This window comes from Christiangramia sp., from assembly GCF_029937855.1.
In the GTDB taxonomy this organism is placed as follows: Bacteria; Bacteroidota; Bacteroidia; order Flavobacteriales; family Flavobacteriaceae; genus Christiangramia.
This window is the reverse complement of sequence record NZ_JAPYPC010000001.1, coordinates 139222-162417: the sequence shown is the minus strand read 5'-3', so window position 1 is coordinate 162417 and position 23196 is coordinate 139222. Positions and strand designations below refer to the sequence as shown.

Annotated in this window: 24 protein-coding genes; 10 read left to right on the top strand and 14 right to left on the bottom strand. The window is 37.8% G+C overall.

What is annotated here, in order from left to right:
• Positions 1-34: 34 nt before the first annotated feature.
• From recJ to Q1K34_RS00765, 4 genes are all read right to left on the bottom strand, one after another.
• A complete protein-coding gene (recJ, locus tag Q1K34_RS00780) occupies positions 35-1729 on the bottom strand; it encodes a single-stranded-DNA-specific exonuclease RecJ (RefSeq protein WP_300433757.1) in 1695 nt (564 codons plus the stop codon).
• Positions 1730-1792: 63 nt separating this feature from the next.
• The gene (locus tag Q1K34_RS00775; RefSeq protein WP_300433756.1) at positions 1793-2359 is read right to left on the bottom strand and encodes a uracil-DNA glycosylase family protein; all 567 of its coding nucleotides are present in this window, start codon (positions 2357-2359) and stop codon (positions 1793-1795) included.
• 4 nt (positions 2360-2363) lie between these two features.
• Complete coding sequence (gene rsmI / locus Q1K34_RS00770) at positions 2364-3035, bottom strand: 16S rRNA (cytidine(1402)-2'-O)-methyltransferase (protein ID WP_300433755.1); 672 nt, start codon at positions 3033-3035, stop codon at positions 2364-2366.
• A 13-nt stretch (positions 3036-3048) separates the two neighbouring features.
• Positions 3049-3792: a hypothetical protein gene (locus Q1K34_RS00765; RefSeq protein WP_300433754.1), complete on the bottom strand. Its 744-nt coding sequence runs from the start codon at positions 3790-3792 to the stop codon at positions 3049-3051.
• Positions 3793-3984: 192 nt separating this feature from the next.
• Here Q1K34_RS00765 and Q1K34_RS00760 point away from each other — a divergent pair, with 192 nt between their 5' ends.
• The 6 genes from Q1K34_RS00760 to Q1K34_RS00735 all read left to right on the top strand — a co-directional run bounded on the left by Q1K34_RS00760 (position 3985) and on the right by Q1K34_RS00735 (position 10768).
• Complete coding sequence (locus tag Q1K34_RS00760) at positions 3985-4632, top strand: thymidine kinase (protein WP_300433753.1); 648 nt, start codon at positions 3985-3987, stop codon at positions 4630-4632.
• The gene (alr, locus tag Q1K34_RS00755) at positions 4625-5749 is read left to right on the top strand and encodes an alanine racemase (protein ID WP_300433845.1); all 1125 of its coding nucleotides are present in this window, start codon (positions 4625-4627) and stop codon (positions 5747-5749) included. Before Q1K34_RS00760 ends, alr begins: the two co-directional genes overlap by 8 nt.
• Positions 5750-5800: 51 nt before the next feature.
• Entirely contained in the window at positions 5801-6229 is a 429-nt protein-coding gene (gene mscL, locus Q1K34_RS00750; protein ID WP_300433752.1) for a large conductance mechanosensitive channel protein MscL, read from the top strand.
• Between the two features lie 188 nt (positions 6230-6417).
• Complete coding sequence (locus tag Q1K34_RS00745; protein WP_300433751.1) at positions 6418-7407, top strand: aspartate-semialdehyde dehydrogenase; 990 nt, start codon at positions 6418-6420, stop codon at positions 7405-7407.
• A gap of 90 nt (positions 7408-7497) precedes the next feature.
• A complete protein-coding gene (locus Q1K34_RS00740) occupies positions 7498-9657 on the top strand; it encodes a prolyl oligopeptidase family serine peptidase (protein ID WP_300433750.1) in 2160 nt (719 codons plus the stop codon).
• Positions 9658-9799: 142 nt separating this feature from the next.
• Positions 9800-10768 carry an ABC transporter ATP-binding protein gene (locus Q1K34_RS00735; RefSeq protein ID WP_300433749.1) on the top strand — a complete coding sequence of 323 codons (969 nt, stop codon included), beginning with the start codon at positions 9800-9802 and terminating at the stop codon, positions 10766-10768.
• Here the strand turns inward: Q1K34_RS00735 and Q1K34_RS00730 are convergent.
• From Q1K34_RS00730 to pdxA, 9 genes are all read right to left on the bottom strand, one after another.
• Positions 10761-11216, bottom strand: a complete 456-nt coding sequence (locus Q1K34_RS00730; protein WP_300433748.1) for a transcription elongation factor — start codon at positions 11214-11216, stop codon at positions 10761-10763. The two genes, Q1K34_RS00735 and Q1K34_RS00730, sit on opposite strands and share 8 nt — an antisense overlap.
• Positions 11216-11887 carry a monofunctional biosynthetic peptidoglycan transglycosylase gene (mtgA, locus tag Q1K34_RS00725; protein ID WP_300433747.1) on the bottom strand — a complete coding sequence of 224 codons (672 nt, stop codon included), beginning with the start codon at positions 11885-11887 and terminating at the stop codon, positions 11216-11218. The genes Q1K34_RS00730 and mtgA overlap by 1 nt, the downstream gene beginning before the upstream one ends.
• Positions 11884-13005, bottom strand: a complete 1122-nt coding sequence (locus Q1K34_RS00720; RefSeq protein ID WP_300433746.1) for an FAD-dependent oxidoreductase — start codon at positions 13003-13005, stop codon at positions 11884-11886. Before Q1K34_RS00720 ends, mtgA begins: the two co-directional genes overlap by 4 nt.
• 94 nt (positions 13006-13099) lie before the next feature.
• On the bottom strand, positions 13100-14449 hold the full coding sequence (gene accC, locus Q1K34_RS00715) for an acetyl-CoA carboxylase biotin carboxylase subunit (RefSeq protein WP_300433745.1): 1350 nt from the start codon (positions 14447-14449) through the stop codon (positions 13100-13102).
• Between the two features lie 64 nt (positions 14450-14513).
• Positions 14514-15017 carry an acetyl-CoA carboxylase biotin carboxyl carrier protein gene (accB, locus tag Q1K34_RS00710; RefSeq protein WP_300433744.1) on the bottom strand — a complete coding sequence of 168 codons (504 nt, stop codon included), beginning with the start codon at positions 15015-15017 and terminating at the stop codon, positions 14514-14516.
• A gap of 18 nt (positions 15018-15035) precedes the next feature.
• Entirely contained in the window at positions 15036-16034 is a 999-nt protein-coding gene (locus Q1K34_RS00705; RefSeq protein ID WP_300433743.1) for a beta-ketoacyl-ACP synthase III, read from the bottom strand.
• 180 nt (positions 16035-16214) lie between these two features.
• Entirely contained in the window at positions 16215-16412 is a 198-nt protein-coding gene (gene rpmF, locus Q1K34_RS00700) for a 50S ribosomal protein L32 (protein ID WP_026932948.1), read from the bottom strand.
• 13 nt (positions 16413-16425) lie between these two features.
• Positions 16426-16959: a DUF177 domain-containing protein gene (locus Q1K34_RS00695; RefSeq protein ID WP_300433742.1), complete on the bottom strand. Its 534-nt coding sequence runs from the start codon at positions 16957-16959 to the stop codon at positions 16426-16428.
• A gap of 95 nt (positions 16960-17054) precedes the next feature.
• Positions 17055-18101: a 4-hydroxythreonine-4-phosphate dehydrogenase PdxA gene (pdxA, locus tag Q1K34_RS00690; RefSeq protein ID WP_300433741.1), complete on the bottom strand. Its 1047-nt coding sequence runs from the start codon at positions 18099-18101 to the stop codon at positions 17055-17057.
• A gap of 61 nt (positions 18102-18162) precedes the next feature.
• Here pdxA and Q1K34_RS00685 point away from each other — a divergent pair, with 61 nt between their 5' ends.
• Complete coding sequence (locus Q1K34_RS00685) at positions 18163-18750, top strand: riboflavin synthase (RefSeq protein WP_300433740.1); 588 nt, start codon at positions 18163-18165, stop codon at positions 18748-18750.
• On the opposite strand, the gene Q1K34_RS00680 is transcribed toward Q1K34_RS00685, so the two are convergent.
• Positions 18747-19010: a hypothetical protein gene (locus Q1K34_RS00680; protein WP_300433739.1), complete on the bottom strand. Its 264-nt coding sequence runs from the start codon at positions 19008-19010 to the stop codon at positions 18747-18749. The genes Q1K34_RS00685 and Q1K34_RS00680 overlap by 4 nt on opposite strands.
• Positions 19011-19471: 461 nt before the next feature.
• On the opposite strand from Q1K34_RS00680, the gene Q1K34_RS00675 reads away from it, so the two are divergent.
• The 3 genes from Q1K34_RS00675 (at position 19472) to Q1K34_RS00670 (ending at position 23177) form a co-directional block, all read left to right on the top strand.
• Positions 19472-19963, top strand: coding sequence for a hypothetical protein (locus Q1K34_RS00675; RefSeq protein WP_300433738.1), 492 nt, complete (start codon positions 19472-19474; stop codon positions 19961-19963).
• A gap of 204 nt (positions 19964-20167) precedes the next feature.
• On the top strand, positions 20168-20590 hold the full coding sequence (locus Q1K34_RS17980; protein WP_367183288.1) for a tyrosine-type recombinase/integrase: 423 nt from the start codon (positions 20168-20170) through the stop codon (positions 20588-20590).
• A 163-nt stretch (positions 20591-20753) separates the two neighbouring features.
• The gene (locus Q1K34_RS00670; RefSeq protein WP_300433737.1) at positions 20754-23177 is read left to right on the top strand and encodes a TonB-dependent receptor; all 2424 of its coding nucleotides are present in this window, start codon (positions 20754-20756) and stop codon (positions 23175-23177) included.
• Positions 23178-23196 lie beyond the last annotated feature (19 nt).

The window sequence follows — 23196 nt, the reverse complement described above, 5'->3', positions numbered from 1 at the left end:
TTTTCTATGAAAAATTTAGTGAAATCTATAAATCCTAAAAACTCTCCCGAATATCCTTTAGCTTCAATTGAATTTTAGTATTCCCATTCCAGGTATTTTCATCCAGGCTGTAAACCGCATCGAATTTTTTTCCGTCCCCAATAATTTTAAGTTTTCCCCCAAGATTAAAGCCTATAACATCAAAAGCCGGCCCTCCTTTTTCCTGTTGAACCTGGCATTTTAAGTGGGATTTCTCCTCTCCCACGCACTTGCCAAAACCGGTATCTGTCAACCCCCGGCTAATAAAAACGGGGGACATATTTCCAGGGCCAAAGGGTGCAAATTGTTTTAAGATACGATAGAATTTTGGGGTGATATCTTTCAGAGAAAGTTCGGCATCTATACTAATTTCGGGGGTTAGAAGATTTCGGTCTATACTTCCCGAAACCACTTCCTCAAATTTTTGTTTGAAATTGAGATATTCAGATTCCATAAGGGTGAGTCCGGCGGCATATTTATGTCCGCCAAACTGCTCAATATAATCTTTACAGCTTTCCAGGGCTTCATAAACATCAAATCCTTTTACAGACCTGGCAGATGCCGCTAATTTTTCACCACTTTTGGTAAAGACGAGCGTGGGGCGATACCAGGTTTCGGTAAGCCTCGAAGCTACGATACCAATAACACCTTTATGCCAGTTTTCATCATAAACTACCGTCGTTATTCGTTCTTCTTCCTTCAGCCGAATGATCTGCTGCCTGGCTTCTTCTGTTATGGTTTTATCTGCACTCCGCCTATCTGTGTTATAGGTTTCAATTTCTTCCGCATATTTAGCTGAAACAGCTTCATCTTCTTCCGTAAGCAAATTAACGGCGTGCAAACCGTGTTTCATCCTTCCGGCAGCGTTAATTCTTGGCGCGACAATAAAAACAACATCAGTAATACTCACATTTTTGCGATCGCCCAACAAACTCTGAATTCCTCTACGGGGAGCTACATTAATCACATACAGGCCATGATAAGCCAGAATCCGGTTTTCGCCGGTAATTGGTACAATATCAGCTCCAATAGCGGTAGCTACCAGATCTAGATAGGGCAATAAAATTTCCTCAGGTTCATTATTCTTTTGGGTAATCGCCTGAATAAGCTTAAAACCTACTCCGCAGCCGCATAATTCGTCATAAGGATACGTACAATCTTCACGTTTTGGATCCAGCACGGCAACAGCATCTGGAATTTCAGTGCCGGGACGGTGATGGTCACAAATGATAAAATCTATTCCTTTTTTCTTTGCATAGGCTACCTTTTCTATGGCTTTAATTCCGCAATCCAGCGCAATAATCAAATGAATATCATTATCCTCAGCATAAGCGATACCCTGATACGAAACACCGTAGCCCTCTTCATAACGATCTGGGATATAAGTAGTCACATTCTGGTAGCGAAATTTTAAAAAAGAGGACATCAAAGCCACACTGGTGGTACCATCTACATCATAATCGCCATAGATCATGATATTTTGGTCATTTTCAATGGCTTTTTCAATACGCTCCACCGCTTTTTCCATATCCTTCATTAAAAAAGGATCGTGAAGATCTTTGAGGTCTGGACGAAAGAATTTTTTCGCTTCCTCAAAACTTGTAATTCCTCGTTGCACCAAAAGTCTTGCAACCGGAACACCAATTCCTAATTTTTCTGCCAAAGCATTCACGGTAATAGAATCGGGTTTGGGTTTTAAGGTCCAGCGCATAAAAATTTATTGAAAAAAATTGATACCGAAATTAGCAAAAACAAGTTACAGCAATTTAAATTTTCAGCTTAAAATATCGGCAATTTTATCCTGAAGTTTAGGCACCACATTTTCTTCAAACCACGGATTCTTCATTCTCCAAAATCGGTTTACCGGAGAGGGAAGTGGCAGAATCCAGAATTCTGGAAGATAATTATTATAATTCTGAACTTTTTCAGTGAGGTTATTCCCTTTTCCAAGATAATAATTCGCGGCATAAGAACCAATAATAATTTTCAGCTGAACATTTTTCATTTCTTTCCAAACTGATTCATGCCATAAAGGAGCACATTCTTTTCGGGGCGGCAAATCGCCGGTTTTAGCTTTTCCGGGATAGCAAAAACCCATTGGGAGAATAGCAAAGTTATCTAGCTTATAAAAAGTGTCTTTATCTACGCCCAGCCATTCCCTCAATTTTTTTCCACTTTGATCGTTCCAGGCAATTCCAGATTCATGGACAATTCTTCCGGGTGCCTGACTAATCAATACAATTTTTGAATTTTTACTGGCTTCAATAATTGGCCTTGGCCCTAGTGGAAGATGATCTTCGCAAACCTTACAGTCTCTTATGGTGCATAAAAGATCTTCCAAAATATCAGGATTTTCCTTCTACAATTACCACAATCTCTCCTTTTGGCGGATTGTTAGTATAATGATGAAGTACTTCTGTAGCATTTCCCCGAATGGTTTCTTCATGTATTTTAGTGATCTCTCGGGAAACGGACACTCGTCTATCTTCTCCAAAATATTCCACAAAATGACCCAAGGTCTTCACCAGTTTATGAGGCGATTCATAAATAACCATGGTTCTGGTTTCTTCAGCTAACATCTTAAAACGGGTTTGCCTTCCTTTTTTTACGGGAAGAAATCCTTCAAAAACAAATTTATCGTTAGGCAATCCGCTATTTACCAAAGCCGGGACAAAGGCTGTAGCGCCGGGCAAACAATCTACCTCAACCCCGGCTTCCACACAGGCCCTGGTTAATAAAAATCCGGGATCTGAAATTGCCGGCGTTCCCGCATCGCTAATCAGGGCGATGGTTTCACCCGCTTTAATTCGGGAAACAATATGATCTACGGTTTTATGTTCATTATGCATATGATGACTTTGCATATGCGTCTGAATTTCAAAATGCTTCAGTAATTTTCCGCTATTTCGAGTGTCTTCAGCCAGGATAAGATCTGCTTCTTTCAGCACCCTTATAGCCCTCAAAGTAATATCCTCCAGGTTTCCAATTGGAGTTGGAACCAGAAACAATTTCCCCATAATTCAGAGTATGCTAATTGCTGAATTTATTCTCAATATGCGCCATAAAACGCTCTTCGTAAGCCTCTTTACCTTCCCAGTGATTATAATCTGGCTTCACCACTTTTTCTATAAATTTTCTGGCTTCTTCCAGGCTGCTAAAAGTATTTAATTGCGAAAGCACCCTGTTATAATCTGCCGTATTCCCGGCAAATAAATGTTTTATATAAGCTAAACGCTCATTAAGACCAATATTGATCCCTTTTTTCAAACGATCATTTAAAGACTTTGGTTTATTTGCCTTTTCAACATGGTTTACCGGCTCAAAATCTGGAAGATTATCATAATCTACCCCAATATTCCTGAAGTCCCTTTTTTCCTGTTCCGGACTCGATTGATTAGGCCTTTCCGGAGTTGCATTGATGTGGTTCATCATATGATCTACCTTCTCGGTTTCCGGAGGCATTTGTGCCACGATGTCTTTGATCTTTTCTGTATTTGGTTCCGTAATAGCATCAGAATTCTCATTGTACTCGGTGCCGTCAGGAAAAAATTCATCATAAAAATTTGTTGGCTGTCTCTGCACTGGTTCCTGAACCTTGATCTTTTTTTCCTTAAGGGGCTCTTCTGCCAGATGCTTCTCTGTAAAAGCCAGCACAGTTAGTTTTTCATAAAGATCTTTTGTAATTTTCTTTAGTTGAACAGTATCCATTTTTCCTTTCTCCTGAAGAATTTTTTCAGCAATACGAATAAGTTCAGCTTCAATTTTCTTTTTCATCTGTTTATATTTTTTGTTTTTTATCGATCAGATGTAATTCACCAATAATTATTTGACCTGATACCCTAAATGAGGCGATAGCTTATTTTATAACTTTAATGATTCGGCCTTCACCAGGGTTGTATTTTTAATAAATTTGTCCCACCTTTATGCGAAAGAGGTATTTCCCCGTTTCGATTTGAAAAATACAAAATGTTTCTCGAAAATACAGTAAATCACGAAGAGCAATTTGGCTGGATTGAGGTTATTTGCGGCTCTATGTTTTCCGGAAAAACGGAAGAACTCATCCGCAGACTAAAACGTGCAAAATTTGCGAGGCAAAATGTAGAGATATTCAAACCTGCCATAGACGTTCGTTATGACGAAGAAATGGTGATTTCTCATGATGCCAATGAAATTCGTTCCACTCCGGTGCCTTCAGCTTCTAATATTCGTATTCTTGCAGATGGATGTGATGTGGTGGGAATTGATGAAGCACAGTTTTTTGATGATGAGATAGTAACTGTTTGTAACGACCTGGCCAATCGAGGCGTGCGCGTAATCGTTGCCGGCCTGGATATGGATTTTAAGGGAAACCCTTTTGGCCCTATGCCTAATCTTATGGCTACTGCTGAATATGTGACCAAAGTTCATGCGGTTTGTACCAGAACCGGAAATTTAGCCCAATTCAGCTACAGAAAAGCTATCAATGATGATCTTGTCTTTTTAGGTGAAAATGAAGAATATGAGCCATTAAGCCGTGCTGCATATTATAAAGCTATGCTGAAAGAACGGGTGAAAAAGCTTGATGTTAATGAAGCTGAGGAATTGAATGAAAAACCCAAAGAAGAAAATGCCTGAAGCCAATGAAACCGTTCTGGAAATCAATCTAGGTAACCTGGCCCATAATTATCGGTTTTTAAAATCTAAAATAGATCCTGATGTAAAATTCCTTTCGGTTGTTAAGGCTCACGCCTACGGAAGTGATTCTGTTGCGATCGCAAAAAAACTCGAAGAACTGGGAACCGATTATTTTGCCGTGGCTTACGTGGAAGAAGGCGTTAGGCTGCGGGAAAATGGTGTCACCACACCAATACTGGTACTACATCCTCAGTTCACCCATTTTGAAGAAATTATAGAACATTGCCTGGAACCCAATCTCTATAGTGAAAAAACACTAAATTCATTTATTTCTGTAGCAGAAAAGCTCAACCAAAAAAATTATCCTGTTCATATTAAATTGAATACCGGTCTCAACCGCTTAGGTTTTGATCAACCAGAAATATCAAGAATAAAAGAATTGATTTGGGATACTTCAAGCTTAAAAATAGCTTCGGTATTCTCACATCTTGCAGCAAGTGAAGACTGGAAAGAAAGGGATTTCACGGTTGGGCAGATAGATCTTTTCAGAAAAATGAGCTGGGAACTCATCAAGGATCTTGATTACGAACCCTTACTGCATATTTGCAATACTTCAGGAGTAATTAATTATCCAAAAGCCGCTTTTAGCATGGTAAGAACAGGAATTGGACTCTATGGATACGGAAATGACAAAACTATAGACCCACATTTAAAACCGATTGGAAAACTAAAAACTATTATTTCGCAAATACGGCCTCTGGATCAAGGTGACACCGTTGGATATAACCGTGCACATAAAATCGAAAAGCCTTCCAGGATCGCTACTTTACCGGTTGGCCACGCAGATGGAATTAACCGTATTTATGGTAAGAAAAAAGCCGGAGTACTAGTGAAGGGGAAATTCGCTCCAATCGTGGGAAATGTATGTATGGATATTATCATGATAGATGTTACCGGCATTGCCTGTGAAGAAGGGGATGAAGTCATAATCTTTGGAGGTGACCAGCATCCCGTTGAATTTGCCGAATCAGGTGGCACAATTTCCTATGAATTAATAACCGGAATCCAAAGAAGGGTAACCCGCAAGATTATTCCAGAAAAAGTTGAAAATCAATAATTAGTATTTTTTACCTAAATTAGGCGACACCTAACGCTAAACCCCTTAAAAATGGCCTTTTTCAAAGACTTTAAAGAATTCCTGTTTAAAAAGGATATTATCATGCTGGCTACTGCGGTGGTCATAGGTGCCGCTTTTAACAAAATTGTAAGCTCGCTTGTAGATGATGTTATTATGCCCATTATCGGTATTTTCACAGGAGGAATAGATTTCTCCCAAAAATTCTTCTCTCTTGATGGAAATAATTATGAAAGTCTTGATGCTGCGAGAGAAGCTGAAGCGGCTGTGATCACCTACGGTAATTTATTACAGGCAATTATATATTTTATAATTATAGCATTCTTTATATTTTTGGTGTTACGTGCTTACGAAAACATGAAGAAAAAAGAGGATGTTCCTGCCGCGCCGGCTCCAAAAGGACCAACACCTGAAGAGTTGCTTACAGAAATACGTGACGAACTAAAAAGACAAAATTCATAAAGAAGTACGCTTACCGCTACACTACTTATTTTAACCAAACCCCCGGCAAACACCGGGGGTCTTTTTTTAACAAAATCTACAAATGCGTATAAATTTCTGTAATCAGGACAATTTTTTGGTTTTAAACACATTAGGTTTATCTGCAACTAATACCTTTGCATTCAAATTATTAAAAAGCACTCTGTAAAATGAAAGTAGCTGTTGTTGGAGCCACCGGAATGGTGGGAAGCGTAATGCTAAAAGTTCTGGAAGAAAGAAATTTTCCGCTTACCGAATTAATTCCTGTAGCCTCAGAAAGATCTGTAGGAAAAAACGTCACATTTAAAAATGAGGAATATGAGATCATCGGTTTGGAAAAAGCAGTTTCCTTAAAACCTGAGATCGCCATCTTTTCAGCAGGAGGAGAAACTTCCCTGGAATGGGCACCTAAATTTGCTGAAGCAGGCACTACCGTAATTGATAATTCTTCAGCATGGAGAATGAATCCGGAGAATAAACTGGTGATCCCGGAAATCAATGCCAAACTTCTTACAAAAACAGATAAGGTCATTGCAAACCCAAATTGCTCTACGATCCAGCTTTTAATGGCGCTTAAACCACTACACGACACCTACGGAATAAAGCGGGTGGTTGTTTCTACTTACCAATCTATCACAGGAACTGGTGTTAAGGCTGTTCAGCAATTGGAAAATGAATATGCCGGCGAGAACGGCGAAATGGCGTATCCTTACCCTATTCATAGAAATGCGCTGCCTCATTGTGATGTTTTTCAGGAAAATGGCTATACCAAAGAGGAAATGAAACTTAGCAATGAAACAAAGAAGATCCTGGGAGACGATTCTGTAAATGTTACAGCTACGGCCATTAGAATTCCAGTAGTTGGGGGACATTCAGAATCTGTAAATATTGAATTCAGGAAAGATTTTGATGAAGTCGAGGTAAGACAATTGCTGGCAGATTTCCCCGGAATCACCGTTCAGGATAATCCATCTGTAAATACCTATCCCATGCCTATTTATGCTGAAGGAAAAGATGATGTGTTTGTGGGAAGGATCCGCAGGGATTATTCGCAACCCAATACTTTAAATATGTGGATTGTTGCCGATAACCTTAGAAAAGGTGCGGCGACCAATGCTGTTCAAATTGCCGAATATCTTTTGGAAAACAAGCTGGTATAAAGATTTAAATAATTAATATCTTAAGGGCCTGAAAGGATGTAACTTTCAGGCCTTTTTTATACTTATTTATTTAAAATTGAAACCTATAACATGAAAAAAATCATTACTATGGTCATTGCTACAGGATTATTAGCCTCCTGTAATGATGACAATAAAAAAAATGAAACTACTGCCTTGAATTATCCAGAAACTAAAAAAGTAGATACCGTTACCGATTATTTTGGAACCGAAGTAAAAGATCCTTATCGCTGGTTGGAAGATGATCGCAGTGAGGAAACTGAAAACTGGGTGGAGGCCCAAAATAAAGTGACTTTTAATTATCTCGATAATATACCATACCGGGATAAATTAAAAGAAAGGTTAACCCAGCTTTGGGATTATGAAAAATTAAGTGCCCCTTTTACCGAAGGAGATTATATCTATTTCTTTAAAAATGACGGCTTACAGAACCAAAGCGTAATGTATCGCAAAAAAGGAGAAGATGGTGAAGCTGAAATCTTCCTGGATCCAAACAAATTTAGTGAAGATGGTACAACTTCTCTCGGCGGATTAAGTTTTTCCAAAGATGGTGAAAAATTCGCCTATGCCATTTCAGAAGGAGGAAGCGACTGGAGGAAGATCATCATAATGAACGCTGAAAACAAGGAAATTCTGGGTGATACTATAAAGGATGTAAAATTCAGCGGAATGTCATGGAAAGGAAATGATGGTTTTTACTATTCCAGCTATGACAAGCCAGATGGCAGTGAACTTTCAGCTAAAACAGATCAGCATAAGCTATACTATCACAAATTGGGAACTCCACAGTCTGAAGATAAAGTGATTTTCGGAGATACTTCTAATCAAAAACATAGATATGTAGGTGGAAGTGTTACTGAAGATGATCATTATCTTACTATTTTTGCGCGAAATTCAACTTCCGGCGGAAAATTATTCTTAATGGATCTTACCAAAGAGAATCCCGAACTGATTACTATTTTGGATAATGAAAAAACCGACACCTATTTATTAAAAAATGACGGCAGCAAACTGTTTTTTGTCACGAACCTTGATGCCCCGAATAAGCGTGTGGTGAGCGTGGATGCTTCCAATCCCACTCCAGAAAACTGGAAAGATTTTATACCGGAAACAGAAAATGTACTGAGTCCGTCTACGGCAGGAGGTGATTTCTTTGCTGAATATATGGTAGACGCCATTTCAAAAGTAAAACAATATGATGCTGAAGGTAAACTGGTTCGTGAAGTTGAACTTCCTGGAATTGGTTCAGCCGGTGGTTTTGGAGCGAAAGAAGATGAAGAGGTTTTATATTATTCATTTACCAATTATGTAACTCCGGGTACCATCTACAAATATAATATCGAAGAAGGTACTTCAGAAGTCTATAACAAACCGAATATCGATTTTAATCCTGAGAATTATGAAAGCAAACAGGTTTTCTATAATTCTAAAGATGGCACCAAAGTTCCCATGATCATTACCCACAAGAAGGGAACAGAGATGAACGGAAAAAATCCAACCATTCTTTACGGATACGGTGGTTTCAATATAAGCCTTACTCCAGGTTTCAGCACCGCTATGAGTGTATGGTTAGAGCAGGGAGGAATTTATGCCGTTCCTAACCTTCGCGGTGGCGGAGAATACGGTAAAGAATGGCACGATGCGGGCACCAAGCTTAAGAAACAGAATGTGTTTGATGATTTTATCGCTGCTGCTGAATATCTTATCGAAAACAATTATACTTCCAGCGATTACCTTGCAATTAGAGGTGGTTCCAATGGCGGGCTTCTAGTAGGAGCGACCATGACACAGCGTCCAGACCTAATGCAGGTTGCCTTACCTGCTGTTGGAGTTATGGACATGCTTAGGTACCATACTTTTACTGCCGGAGCAGGTTGGGCTTATGACTATGGAACTTCTGAAGATAATAAGGAAATGTTCAATTATTTGTATGAATATTCTCCTGTGCATAATGTCAAAAAGGGAGTGGAATATCCTGCGACCATGGTCACTACGGGAGATCATGACGATCGTGTGGTGCCAGCTCATTCATTCAAATTTGCTGCGGAATTACAGGAAAAGCATGCTGGAAACGAACCAGTTTTGATACGAATTGAAACTAAAGCTGGTCATGGGGCAGGGAAACCCACCAGCATGATCATTGAAGAATATGCCGATGTTTTTGGCTTCACCCTTTATAATATGGGTTATGAAACGCTTCCCAGTGAAACTGATAAAAAAGTAAAAGGATAACCTTTAAATTACAAATTCCCCGACGGCTCCGCCTCGGGAATAGTCGGTTTCAAGAAATTTTTATTTTATTTCTGAATCTAAAGCGCGGATTATGCTCCGCGCTTTTTTTATTTTAAATTGCCACTACTACTATTTTACCATTATGCTGAAACTTCAGAATGTATCTTTTGCTTATGATAAGGAACCGGTTATAAAGAACCTCAATTTTGAGATAGAGAGCGGAGAGAATATTTCAGTAATTGGAGAAAGCGGTTGCGGAAAAAGTACACTCTTAAAGCTTATTTACGGCTTACTTCACACTGATGGTAAAATCACCTGGAAAGATAAAGAACTATTGGGACCCAATTTTAATCTGGTTCCGGGGGAGCCGTTTATCAAATACCTGGCCCAGGATTTTGACCTAATGCTTCCACTAAACGCTGCTGAAAATGTTGGAAAGCATTTGAGCAACTTCTATCCTGTAAAAAAGCAACGAAGAATTAAAGAGCTTCTGGAAGTAGTGGAAATGGAAGATCTGGCTAATAGAAAAGCCAAATTATTAAGCGGTGGCCAACAACAGCGAATCGCCCTGGCGCGGGCATTGGCAAAAGAACCTGAAATTTTATTGCTCGATGAACCATTTAGTCATATAGATCATTTCAGAAAAAATAATTTAAGGAGAAGGCTATTTTCATATCTAAAAGAGAAAAATATAACCTGTATGATCGCTACGCATGACAGTACCGACGCATTATCGTTTGCAGACAAGACTTTTGTTTTAAAAAATGCCAGGATCTATGCCGAAGGAACTCCGGAAGATTTATATCAAAACCCGCCAAATAAATACGTAGCATCGCTTTTTGGAGATGTAAATCATGTGATGCTGAAAAACATCAGTAAAAATAAATCGAGTAGAAAAAGAGTACTGCTCTATCCTCACGAGATAAAATTTGTCCGTAAATCAGATATTGAAGCCACAGTAACTAAAACATATTTTAAAGGGGAGAACTATTTAATCGAAGCCGATTTAAATGGAGAAAAAATCCTGATAGATCATGAAAAAAACATAGCTACAGGGAAAAAAATAAAACTCAAAATTTCTGAAACACTTATAAAGGAACGACTTAAATGACCTCTATGATATTAAACTCTTTCCCATTCATTACAAACTGATCTCCTTTTTCTTTTCCAAGAAGCTGCTGTGCAACCGGTGCTTTTACGCCAACTGCATAATATTTTTTACCAGCTATTTGAATTTCTCCCGCCGGAATTGAAATAAAATAATTCGCGGCATCTGTAAAAACTATACTTCCCAAAACTGCCTTTCTAGAAGGTTTATGCTCCTCGATCCTTTTAAGAATTTGAGCAAGACGATCATATTCATTTAACTGAACGGTGAGTTTATTCCATTCAATATTAATCATTTCCCTGCCGGTTTCATATTTGTCCCCGGCACTACTTTTAGATTCATTTTCAAGGTCCTCCTTGAGACCGTTCATAGCATTACGCACAACAGCAACTTTTTTATCCAGGTATTCTTGACAAATATGAATTAATGCGGATCGCTCTAAGTCTTTCATTATTCTAAAATGAATTTTCCATAATTCTGCATTTGCCGTACAATCCAGTTCTTTCTTCTTTGAATAAAATCTGAAGCCGGATTAGCTCGATATTCCCGAGGATTTGGTAAAACTGCAGCAATCGCTGCGGCTTCATAAGGACTTAGATTAACAGCATCTTTTTTAAACCAGTATTCAGCCGCTGCCTGGGCTCCATAAATTCCTTTTCCCATTTCAATACTATTCAGGTAGACTTCAAGAATTCGCTCTTTGCTCCAGATGATCTCGATTAAGAAAGTAAAATAAGCTTCCAATCCTTTTCTAAACCAGGTTCTTCCAGGCCAGAGAAAAACGTTCTTAGCAGTTTGTTGCGAAATGGTAGAAGCACCTCTAATTTTGCGGCCAGACCTGTTATCTTCCATAGCTTTCTGAATTGCTTCAAAATCAAATCCGCTATGGTTGGTGAAATTTTGATCTTCACTTGCGATAACTGCAAGTTGAAGATGCCTGGAAATATTTTCCATAGGCTCCCAGTCATGCTCAAAAGGCTCTTCGGGATTTTCAAAATATCTTATTGCCATTAAAGGTGTAAAAGGCACCGGTACCCATTTGTAGATCACTACGATAAGAATGCTGAAAAGAAAAAGGCCCAGCAGTACCTTAAATATAAATTTGAAAATTTTTTTTATCATGATCTTATTGCTAAATCTGCTACTTCCCTGCCTACTAAACTACCAATGGCTATTCCCATTCCGCCTAGCCGAACTCCACAGTAAACATTCTTTTGAATTTCTTTGATGATCGGTTTCTTCTGTTCCCCCACTCCCATAATCCCACTCCAGGATTGCTGGATTTCAAAATCTGTATTTGGTAAAATAGAAGATCTTAAAAGCTCCTCAAGTTGATGCTGAATAAGTTTGGTTGTACCGATTTCATCTGTTTCTTCAGTTTGAAAATCCAGATTTCTTCCTCCGCCAAATAATACCCTGTTTCCAATATTCCGAAAATAGTAATAACCTTTATCTAAATGAAAAGTCCCTTTAAAAGGGATGTTTTTCAATGGTCTGGTGATTAAAACCTGTGCTCTGGCTGGTTTCACATTATCTATTCCCAGCCTGGAAGCGAAACCATTGGTGGCGATAATTAGCTTTTTCGAGTGTAAACTGAATTTATCACTTTTAATACTTACACCATTAACGGTATTATCAAAAGACTTTACTTCCACATTGTTTAAAATCTGAATTCCCTTACTAATGGCCATTTTCACCAAAGAGGTCATCATCTTGCCGGTATCTATCTGCGCTTCAAATTTATTATAAATTAATTTTGGCTGAATTTTTTTAAAACCGAATTTATTTTCACCAAGCTCAAAAACATCTTCAGAAAATATAGGTTTCAGGAGTGTATTTATTTGAGGTAATCTATCCAGACATTCTGTGTATAAATCTTTATCGGCTTCTGTGAATAATTCATAGCCGCCATTCTTTTGGTAATCTAACACCTCATTTCCCAAATTTTTTCTAAGCAATTGAAGACCTTTTGTTCGCTTTTCAACCAGATCTATAACTTCCGCTTCAGAATGGGTCTTAAGATCGTCTAAAATCTCTGATATACTTCCAAAGCAAGCGAAGCCGGCATTTTTTGTACTGGCCCCCTCCGATAGCATTCCTTTTTCGAGAATAATCACCTTTGATTCTGGATTTAGCTCTTTTAGCCTTAGAGCGCAATTTAAGCCGGTGATGCCACTGCCGATAATACAATAATTAATATTTGAGAACCAGGAATCGGTTTCCCAGAAAGAAAAATTCATAGGTTGATTTTAGTCAGGGATCAAAATACAAAAAAAAGACCTCCCAGGTTTTATAAAACCTGGGAGGTCTGAGTATTTAATCCAAAATATCTTACTAGTCTTCCTGAGGTTTCATCTTAAAATCCTCCATGAACTTTGTCGTGTAATTTCCTTCCACATAATCAGGATGATCCATCAACTGTCTATGGAACGGAATAGTAGTCTTAATTCCTTCAATTACAAATTCATCCAAAGCACGCTTCATTTTATTGATCGCCTCTTCCCTGGTTTGAGCCGTGGTGATCAATTTAGCGATCATGGAATCATAATTTGGTGGAATGATATAACCACTATACACATGGGTATCTATACGAACCCCATGTCCTCCCGGAGCGTGCAGGTTTGTAATTTTCCCCGGCGAAGGCCGGAAGTTATGATAAGGATCTTCTGCATTAATTCTACATTCTATAGAGTGCAACTGTGGGAAATAATTCTTTCCGGAAATTGGCACCCCTGAAGCCACAAGGATCTGTTCACGAATAAGATCGTAATCTATCACCTGCTCGGTAATTGGATGCTCTACCTGAATACGGGTATTCATTTCCATAAAGTAGAAGTTTCTGTGCTTATCTACCAGGAATTCAACGGTACCTGCACCTTCATATTTAATGTATTCAGCTGCTTTTACCGCTGCATCCCCCATTTTTTTTCGGAGGGTATCCGTCATAAATGGAGAAGGTGTTTCTTCAGTTAATTTTTGGTGGCGACGTTGTACAGAACAATCCCTTTCAGAAAGGTGACAGGCTTTACCGCTACTGTCTCCAACGATCTGGATCTCGATATGGCGAGGCTCCTCAATAAGCTTTTCCATATACATCCCATCATTTCCAAAAGAGGCATCGGCTTCTTTTCGGGCAGATTCCCACGCGTTTTCAAGGTCTTCCTCTTTCCATACGGCACGCATTCCCTTACCACCACCACCGGCAGTAGCTTTAAGCATTACAGGAAATCCTATCTCATTTGCCAGTTTAAGGCATTCTTTATAATCTTTCAAAATTCCTTCAGATCCTGGAACACAAGGAACGCCTGCTGCTCTCATGGTAGCTTTAGCAGTAGCCTTATCTCCCATTTTTGCGATCATATCTGGTGAAGCACCGATAAATTTAATCTCATGCTCCTCACATATTTTTGAAAATTTCGCATTTTCAGAAAGGAATCCGTATCCTGGATGTATTGCATCTGCATTTGTAATTTCAGCAGCAGCAATGATATTTGATATTTTAAGATAAGAAAGGTTACTCGGTGCGGGACCTATACAAACGGCTTCATCGGCAAATCTAACGTGCAGACTTTCAGCGTCGGCAGTAGAATAAACCGCCACCGTTTTAATTCCCATTTCTTTACAGGTACGAATAACGCGTAATGCGATCTCCCCCCTGTTTGCAATCAATATTTTTTTAAACATACCTAGTTGCTTTTAAAGTTCTGAAGCCCGGAAAGGGCTTAGAGTTGTTAAAACGGGCAGTAATTTATGAGGGATCTACTAAGAATAATGGTTGATCAAATTCTACCGGAGAAGAATCATCTACCAATACTTTTACGATCTTACCAGAAACTTCACTTTCAATCTCATTGAAAAGTTTCATCGCTTCAATGATACAAAGTACATCACCTTCTTTTACAGTATCTCCAACTTCAGCAAAAATAGGTTTGTCTGGAGAAGGCTTTCTGTAGAAAGTTCCAATAATCGGGGACTTTACAGTGATGTATTTTGAATCGTCCTGAGTAGATTCGTTAGATTCCTTTTGTTGCGGCGCACTTTCCTGGGGTGCAGGAGCTGGTTGCTGTTGAGGTTGTTGAGCTGGCATCTGCTGTGGCATTTGCTGCTGCGGAACCTGCTGTACTATGGTAGTTTCCTTTTCGTCTGAACCTGTTCTAATGGTGATTTTTACATCTCCTGTTTCCAGTTTTACCTCACTTGCGCCTGACTTGGCTACAAATTTTATCAGATTCTGAATTTCCTTTAAATCCATAATAATTGGTGTTGGTTTTTATGAGTTATAAGCCCATTTAAGATAAGTAGCCCCCCATGTGAAGCCACCTCCAAAAGAGGCAAATATTAAATTATCTCCTTTTTTAAATTGTTTTTCGTAATCGCTTAATAGTAAGGGTAATGTTGCGGCGGTAGTATTTCCATACCTCTGTATATTCATTAACACCTTGCTCTCATCGTTGAGGTTCATTCTATTTGCTGTGGCATCAATAATACGCTTATTTGCCTGATGTGCAACCAGCCAGTTTATATCCTCATTAGAAAGTTTATTTCTTTCCATGATCTGAGCACTAACTTCGGCCATATTAGAAACTGCAAATTTGAAGACCGTTTTTCCATCCTGCCTTACATAATGTAGTTTTTCAGCTACTGTTTCTGCTGTTGGAGGCATTAAAGATCCCCCGGCAGCAATCTTCAGTGAATTTCTTCCAATGGAGTCACTACGTAAAATTTCATCCTGAAGTCCAAGGCCTTCAGTATTTGGCTCCATAAGAACTGCTCCGGCACCATCCCCAAAAATAATACAGGTAGTGCGATCTTTATAATCAATGATCGATGACATTTTATCGGCGCCAATTACCAGTACTTTTTTATATCGTCCAGATTCTATATAAGCCGCACCCGTAGACATTCCATATAAAAAGCTGGAACAGGCTGCTTGCAGGTCATAAGAAAACGCATTTGTCGCGCCAATTTCTGTTGCCACATGAACACCTGTAGCAGCGACAGGCATATCTGGAGTGACAGTACCTAAAATAATAAGATCTATTTCTTTTGGATCCAGGTTGGTTTTTTGAAGTATATCTTTTGCTGCCTGAATTGCTAAATATGAAGTTCCCTTAGCAGGGTCTTTGAGAATGCGCCTTTCTTTAATTCCTGTCCTGCTGGTGATCCACTCATCTGTTGTTTCCACCATTTCTTCCAACATCTCATTTGTCAGGACATCTTCAGGCACATAGCCACCTACAGCCGTAATCGCTGCTGTGATTTTATTCATAAAATTGGATTTAATTCACCCTACACCGGTCTATAAACGTCATATACATTCATAGAAAAGTACTAAATTTAATTAGAACCGGCGTGCAAATTAAGGTCTTTTTAGGACTTATTCAACTAAAAACAAAAAACTCCCACTATGTGAGAGTTCCTGTATTTTTTTGAAGCTCTATATCCCTGATTAAGCCTCTACTTCTTCAGTATTATCAATCAATACCTGACCACGGTAATATAGTTTACCTTCGTGCCAGTGAGCTCTGTGATACAAGTGGGCTTCACCTGTTACAGAATCTACAGCCACTTTTGGAGCTGAAGCTTTATAATGTGTTCTTCTCTTATCTCTTCTGGTTTTCGAGATTTTTCTCTTTGGATGTGCCATGGCTTCCTGTTAATTATTCGTTTAGTAAATTTTTTAATTTGTCCCAGCGAGGATCTATATCATCCTCTTTTTTCTTTTTCTGATTTTTCAAACTAAGCTCTTCTAGCTTATCAAGTACATCAGATTTCAATGTTCCGTCTTCCACTCCGGGATGAACTCTTTTTGGCGGCACTGAAAGCACTACCAGTTCATAAACATATTGCTGAATGTTCACCTCATATTCTCCATGCGGCAATATGAGTAGATCTTCATCATCGTTATTGAAGTCATCCCCGAATTTGATCACTAAAAACAGTTCACTGTCTATTGGCTGATCGTAAGGCTCGTTAGTAAGATCGCAGTTTACATTTACTGTTCCGGTTGCCCTGAAGGTAAGCTCCATCATAGCGCTTTTTTTCTCGAACAACAGGTCAATCTTAACATCGGCGCTATTGAATTCCTCGTACTCAAAATGTTCAAAGAACTTGTTATCTAACTCATACTCAAACTGGTGCTTCCCAAGCTTTAATCCCTTAAAAGGAATCGTAAACTCTGCTAAATTCCTCATCTCTCCTCAGTTTTGAGTGCCCAACGTTTCCGTTAAGGCGGGTGCAAAGATATAAAAATTAATCAATTATGCTCTTTTTATAAACAAATTTTTGTTTATATCTTCCTGCCTTGTTTCTTTAACGGATTTTCGGTTAAACCTTTATATTCCTCCCGAGCTTTATATATTTCAATCGCTTTAAAAACAGCTTCTTTGAACGAATTAATATTCGCTTCATTTTTACCGGCTATTTCAAAGGCAGTGCCGTGATCTGGTGATGTTCTAACTTTTTTTAGTCCAGCTGTAAAATTCACCCCCATTCCGAAGGATAAAGTCTTAAAGGGAATAAGTCCCTGGTCGTGATACGAGGCCACTACCGCATCAAAATTTTTATAATTCTTAGATCCAAAAAAGCTATCTGCTGAATATGGTCCAAATACAAGGTCTCCTTTATCCCTTATTTTCTGAATTGTTGGTTTTAAAATTTCTTCATCTTCCTTACCAATCACACCATTATCGCCACTATGGGGGTTAATTCCCAAAACAGCTATTCTTGGCTTTTGCACTCTAAAATCCTGCTTTAAAGTTTTCTGTATGGTTTTGATCTTTTTCTCTATTAATTCCGGTGTAATAACCGAAGCAATATCTTTTAACGCCACATGATCTGTTAACAATCCTACCTTCAGGTTATCGGTAATCATAAACATCAGGCTTTCGCCTCCCAGTTCCTGTGCCAGGTAATCTGTATGCCCCGGGAAATTAAATTTTTCAGATTGGATAGTCGCTTTATTGATAGGCGCGGTGACCAGCACATCAATTTCGTCTTTTTTTAAAGCATTTGCAGCAGCTTCTAAAGATCTGAATGCATAATTTCCTATTTTCAGATCTTCTTCCCCAAAATTAATATTTACATTTTCTTTCCAGACATTCACCACATTCACTTTTCCGTCTATAGCATTTGATGGATGATCTATTCCTTGAAAATGCATTGAGAGCTGGTAGTGTTTCTTTAAGAAATTAAGGATCTTTGAAGATGCAAAGATAATCGGAGTACAGAAATCCAACATTCGGGAGTCATCAAAGGTTTTAAGCACAATTTCACTTCCTATCCCATTCAAATCTCCAATGCTAATCCCTAATTTGATCATTTCGCTCTGTTTCATAAACTTTCCCGATATAATATTTTAATTTTACACACAAATGTAACCATTATTATAGAAAACAATGTTCACAGGTATCGTTGAAGAATTAGGAAAAATCACCAGGATCAAAAAATCAGGCAGTAATCTGGATCTTACCATAAGGGCAAAGATGACTCCTGAATTAAAAATAGATCAGAGTGTTTCCCATAATGGTGTTTGTCTTACGGTAGTCTCGATAGAGGAAAATGAATATACTGTAACAGCGATTCAGGAAACCCTGGAAAAGACTAATCTCGGAAAACTAAAAAAAAATGCCCTGGTAAATCTTGAAAGAGGAATGAAGCTTGGAGACAGGCTGGATGGCCATATTGTGCAGGGTCATGTGGACCAAACTGCAACCTGTAAGAACGTAAAAGAAAGAGAAGGTAGTTGGGAGTTTACTTTTGATTATGATCCGGAAATAGGTAATATAACTATTGAAAAAGGTTCTATAACAATTAATGGGGTAAGCCTTACAGTGGTTAATTCCAAACAAAATGAATTTAGTGTTGCCATTATTCCTTATACTTTTAATAACACAACCTTTAATCAATTAAAACAGGGAGATCTCGTTAATCTAGAATTTGATGTGATTGGAAAATACGTAAAAAGAATTACTGAATTTTCTTAAGAAATATTAAAATCCCGCACTTTATAACAGCCATACATCACGCCAACCGCCATTAGCAAGTAGACATAATCATCTATTGGAAGGCATAAACCTACCGGAGGTGGCACTCCGTTACCATTCCCACTATTCCCCTGATTACCAGGATCGCAGGGAGGTCCTTTATGTCTTTTTTCTGTAGGGGCAGGCGGACCATCTTTTTGAGCAAAAGAGGAAGTGGTAACTCCTAACAGGAGTACTAACACTAAGATTATACACCTCATTCGCTCCATTGATGTTCGGTTAGTATTTTCGGCAAAAGCCTTAAAAATGATATTTATCTAAGCAATTTTATGACTAAGGTAAGAATTTTCCGTTACGCGCTTAATTTTCAGAATTTCTAAATGAGCAACAAAAATCTTATCCATATATTAAATACGTAATAAACCTGTGTAAAGTTTTGTGAAAATTTAAATTATGGAAATACTTTTCAAATGAAATTCAATTTTACAAATCTAGTAAACAGTCCTTTATCATATATCAAATGTAAATAATAGTACGATCAATTTAATACTTCAATATTAAATTTTAAATCTCTTAAACTAATTTTTCTTCCTAGTCCCTTTTTTGGATTATAAGTAAGTCACTTTTGCTGTTAATATCAATGGAATTAAATATTTTACAAATCTTTTAATACTTCAATTAATAGCATTTTAGTATTTTTAAACAAATCCAAAATAACGATATGCATAAATTAATCAATTTATTTGCGATTCTGTTTTTAATAGCAGGATGCCAAAATCAAAATAAGGATCTTGCTGAAGAATTCGATAAGCTGGAACGACAACGCGATAGTATTTCCCAGGTACATTCTAAATTTAAGAACACGCATGATGAGATGTTACAAAAGTTTCAAGATGTTAATCAGAAACTGGAATCTATGGAGATACAAGATTCTACGGTATTCGATGATATAGCAAAGCACAGCACCCTATTAGAACAGCATGATGCTATCATTAAAAGTCATGATGAAATTATTGAAGGGCATAAAGAAATGAAAGCAAGCTTTGATGAAAAATCTGATACAGAAAAAAGAGCGCAACTTGATGAAATGATTTCCACACATAAGCAGTTGATGGAAGAGCATCAAGCTATGGAAGAAGAACATCGCATGATGGAACAAGAACATGAATCTATCATGACAAAACTGGATAGTACAAATACTGCTAATCAGTAAAATTTTGATTAGTCAAATTAAAAAACGACTATCCCGCAAAGTGTGTAAAGTTTAAATAACAGTGGTTGGACTTATTTAAAGTCTGACCCTTTTTATAGATCGTAAGGAACTGATTTAAAATAATGCCCCAGTTCCTGATAATGGAATGTCCTTTATAGATATGGCTTTTTTAAAAAAGAAAAATATTGTTGGAGACAGGATTAAATACGAAAAAAGACTTCAAAAAATTATAATATCCGCATTACAGATCAACTGAATGAAATACTTCAATTTTATTTGAATGGTAAGGAAAATGACGATTTCATTTTACCTGTTTTAAACTCGGAGAAATTATCTGAACAGTATAAACAAGTACAGGAAGCAAGAAATCGATATAATAAGGGACTCAGGAGGATTGCCAAAAAATGCGGTATTAGGGAATATCTCACCTCCTACGTTTCAAGACATAGTTTCGCAACCCATGCAATGCCGAAAGATATTCCTCTTCATGTAATTTCATCCATGCTGGGTCACTTCAAACTAAACACCACTCAAATTTATCTGGATTCGTTACCGACCAATATTCTTGATAAATACCATAAACAGCTAGTCCTAATTGAATTTCGGATCCGAATTAAGATTCAATAATTTAAGAATATTTAAATAAATAACATTTTTGTATCATTAACTCACTCTGATTCAATAAGAAAAAATTAGGTCTATAAGAAAATCCAAAATATTCTATTTGTATTTAGTCTAAATAACATTAAGGTTTTTATATTTGTTCGCAGAAAACAAGCAAAAACCAAAAATGAAATCACTACTACTACCTATTCTTTTATTTTTTATTGTGTCCTCTCAGGGACAAAATTCCAGTTTATCTGGAACTGTTTTAGATGAAAATGATGTTCCCATTCCGGGAGTTAATATTATGCTAAACGGAATTAAAGGGACCCTTACTGATTTTAATGGCTACTATGAATTTAAGGATCTTCAACCTGGATCATATAATATGGTGGCCTCTTTCTTAGGCTATGAAGATCAAACGGAAGTCATAGATTTAAAATCAGGGCAGAGTTTAGAATTAAATTTCGCTCTTGAAACCTCGAATGAAAATTTACAGGAAATTGAAATTACCGGAAGACGCGCCAGAACCTATAAAAATGCCATTGCTTTTTCAGGAACAAAAACTGCAACCCCTGTTAAAGAAATTCCACAAGCTATAAGCTATGTCACGAAAGAGGTGTTTGCTGACAGGCAAGCCTACAGAGTGAATGATGTTGTCCAAAACGTAAGTGGAATTAATCAATTCTCATATTATAATGATTATGTCATCCGTGGTTTCAGGTCTCAACAGGAACTGATTAACGGATTGAGAGTCATCAATTTATTTGGTCCTCAGACAATTCTCGCAAATCTAGAAAGAGTAGAAGTGATCAAAGGGCCTGCTTCTGCTATGTTCGGAAATGCCTCTCCGGGAGGAACTCTTAACAGAGTTACAAAAAAGCCTCTAGCTGTAGATCGAAAAGCAATCAATTTTACTACAGGTAGCTTTAATACATTAAGATCTACCCTTGATTTTACCGGCCCCTTGGATGAAAAGAAAACCTTGTTATACAGGCTCAATCTGGCTTACGAAAATTCAGATTCTTTTCGGGACTTACAGGAGTTCAAATCATTTATGGTAGCTCCTTCAATTTCTTTTCTTCCCACCGATAAGACCAGGCTAAATTTTGATCTGGTCATCACAAATTTTGATGGAAAATTAGACCGTGGCCAGCCAATTTTTGGAGCAACATCAGGGACAGATCTTAACTCAACTCCTATTTCCTTTGCCATTGGAGCAGCCAATGATTATCATAAAACCAATGTTGCTTATGGTACACTCTCATTAAATCATCAATTTACCGATGATTTCTCCTTTAATGCTTCTTATATGCGTTATGGTTTTGAGGAAGACCTGTTTGAACATCGAACTTCTAACCGATTTGCTGTAGACAGCCTTGGAAATGAAATTCCAACACTAATGGGTATGAGAATAAGTGCCCGAGAACAAAAGCGTGTGAACGATAATATTAGCTCCTACTTTATTTATAATACTTCAACCGGTGATATTAAACATAAACTATTGCTAGGGTACGATTACATTCAATCTGCAATTCCAACTGGAGGAGGCGGTATTTTCACCAGCAGTGGAGCAATTTATAGAACACAGGACGGGGGATTGGACACTTATAATCCTGAAACCCCAGAGCGGTTCTTTTTTGATGAAAACGGGAATCCCGTACCGAATATACCTCATTTCAATTTAGAGGATCCTGAATACCTGCTGGGTTATCCAAGTGATTATATCCTTGACAGGTATGAAATAGACCCTGATAAATATTATACTAACGGAGTTTATATCCAAGATCAGATGGAATGGAAAAAAATAAAAGTACTGATAGGTCTTCGTCAGGAATTTTATACCGACATTCTCAATTATAAGCAATCAAATGAAGAAGAAAGACAGCAGAAGAAATTCCTTCCCAGGCTGGGACTTGTTTATACTCTTAATGATAACATCAATCTTTATGGAACCTATACCGAAAGTTTTCAACCTCAGAACCCAAGCGACCTAACTGGAGAAAACGGAGGTCCTTTTGATCCCCTAACGGGAAGAATGTACGAAGTAGGTGCGAAATCGACGTTCTTTAAAGATCAGCTAGCAGTAAACCTCGCTCTTTATCATATAGAGAATAAAAACATCCTGATCCCTAATGTTGATACTGGTCAATTAATTCAAAGAGGAGGTGAAGAATCCAAAGGAGTTGAAATTGATGTCAATGGAAAAATATCCCGAAACCTGAGTGTCACGGCTAATTATGCATATAACATTGCTAAAATTACCGAAAGTGCTGATGAATCATTAGAAGGACAAATAAAAGAGAATGCTCCTAAACATTCGGGAGGATTTTTTGCAAATTATAATTTCACAGAAAATTTTCTTGACGGAGTAAACTTCAACCTTGGAACCAGCTTTGTAACAGAACGAAATACCTTTGAACAAAGCCTGCAGCTTCCAGGATACATGGTTTGGGACACGGGATTATCTTATAAAGTAAATAAAGTAAAACTGGCCTTGACCTTAAACAATATTTTTGACAAAACACATTGGGTTGGGGGTTATAGTTATACGCGATTATTCCCTGGAGCTCCTAGAAATTACCTTTTAAGTGTAGGTTATACTTTTTAGTATGAAGTTAAAAAAGAAA